We start from the raw sequence: 1636 nt of genomic DNA on the forward strand, positions 1-1636 counted from the left end.
GATTGAATGTACTTTATGAGGAAAGGTTAAGTTATGGATAGTCTAATTGCTTTTTATAGTCCTATAAATTTCCTGAAAAAGTATATTATATTGGGTTTAAACGTAATGATTTTGCTTATGCCAATTAACAAATCAATGGCGCTTGATCTTTCCAATAATGGTAAACCTCCTCAAAATATTGATGATAGTTCAGTACCAGAGACGAATCGGAATGTTGCACTTGGTGAGATGAATAAATTCAATACACGTGAAGTAAACCCGTCCAGTCTTGATCCAACAAAAAGCATTTTTTCTAAACCGATAAATGATTATCTGGATAAATATGGTATTCAGCTTGGGTTAAACTGGGTGACAGAGACAGCTGGTGTGGTTCATGGTGGACGGAGAAACGGTGCTGATTTTACACAGCAAATAACATTTTCAGTTGATATGGATTGGGAAAAAATCGCGGGCTTAAAGGGCTTTTCAACTCATATGATTGTTATGAATCGTTCAGGTCGTAATGCCAGTGCTGATTATGTTGGGGATACGCAGATTCAGGCCCAGGAAGTATATGGAGGAGGCTATTCTCGCTTATTTCATATTTATGATGTTTATGGTGAACAAAAATTATGGAATGGTCGGGTCGATATTAAAGTCGGTCGTATGAGTGTTGGAGATGATTTTGCCCATAGTCCCATGGCATGTCAATTTATGATTCTTTCAACTTGTGGCCATCCAAGAAGTACTCAATCTCAACAGGGATTTTCAGATTGGCCTGGTGCAGTTTGGGGGGGAAGAATTCTTGTTAATATGACACCTAATAGTTATTTTGAAGTGGGTGCATATCAAAGTACACCTTGGCCACAAGGAGGAGCAACTGGATTTTATTGGGGAACCAAGGGAACAACTGGTGCTTTCGTTCCTGTTGAATTTGGTTATAATCCTGATATCGGAAAACATCATTTAGTGGGTAGCATTCATATTGGTGCAGGTATAGATAGCAGTCATTTTCAAACCTGGTCTTCACAAGTTTTAAATAACAATAAAAAAGATTACCGTACCCAATTCTGGATTCAATCCTACCAAATGATTTATCGTCATGATGCAATTGATGATCATGGATTATTTGTTTTGGCAAATTATGGGCATGATTCTACGACAACATCAACATTTAAGGACTTTTACAATTTCGGGTTTTTGGATCGTGGATTTTGGAAAGACAGAGCCTATGATCAAATTGGGGTGATGTTTACATATTATACGATCCCTCATACTCTTCGGCATGCACAGCAATTTCAAGTGGCACATGGAGCACCATTAAATGGTAATGGAGTTTTCGCTCTATTGAATGGCGCCCCTGGAGTTCAGGGAGATTCAATTTTATTTGAAGCTAATTATGGTTTTGCTGCCTATCGTGGAATCATGATTATGCCAGTATTTGAATATTTTCATCATGTTGCCGCGACGAAGGCCTATAAAGATGCAACGATTGTTGGTTTGAAAACCAACGTAACTTTTTAAAAAACTATATTGCTTGTCACTGTAAAAAGAATAAATTAACGATAATAGCTATTCTCATTATAATCAAAAATTTTATTAAAGATTTCAGGGTTGAATACAGTGATAAACTATAAATCGATTTTAATTTTATTTA

Annotated in this window: 1 protein-coding gene; it reads left to right on the plus strand. The window is 36.5% G+C overall.

The window, feature by feature from the left end; all coding sequences use genetic code 11:
• Positions 1-105: 105 nt before the first annotated feature.
• Complete coding sequence (locus tag U0839_RS08760; protein WP_230882775.1) at positions 106-1503, plus strand: carbohydrate porin; 1398 nt, start codon at positions 106-108, stop codon at positions 1501-1503.
• The last annotated feature ends 133 nt before the right edge of the window (positions 1504-1636 follow it).

The sequence above is a fragment of the Commensalibacter sp. A3DC genome, assembly GCF_047307945.1.
Lineage (GTDB): Bacteria > Pseudomonadota > Alphaproteobacteria > Acetobacterales > Acetobacteraceae > Commensalibacter > Commensalibacter melissae.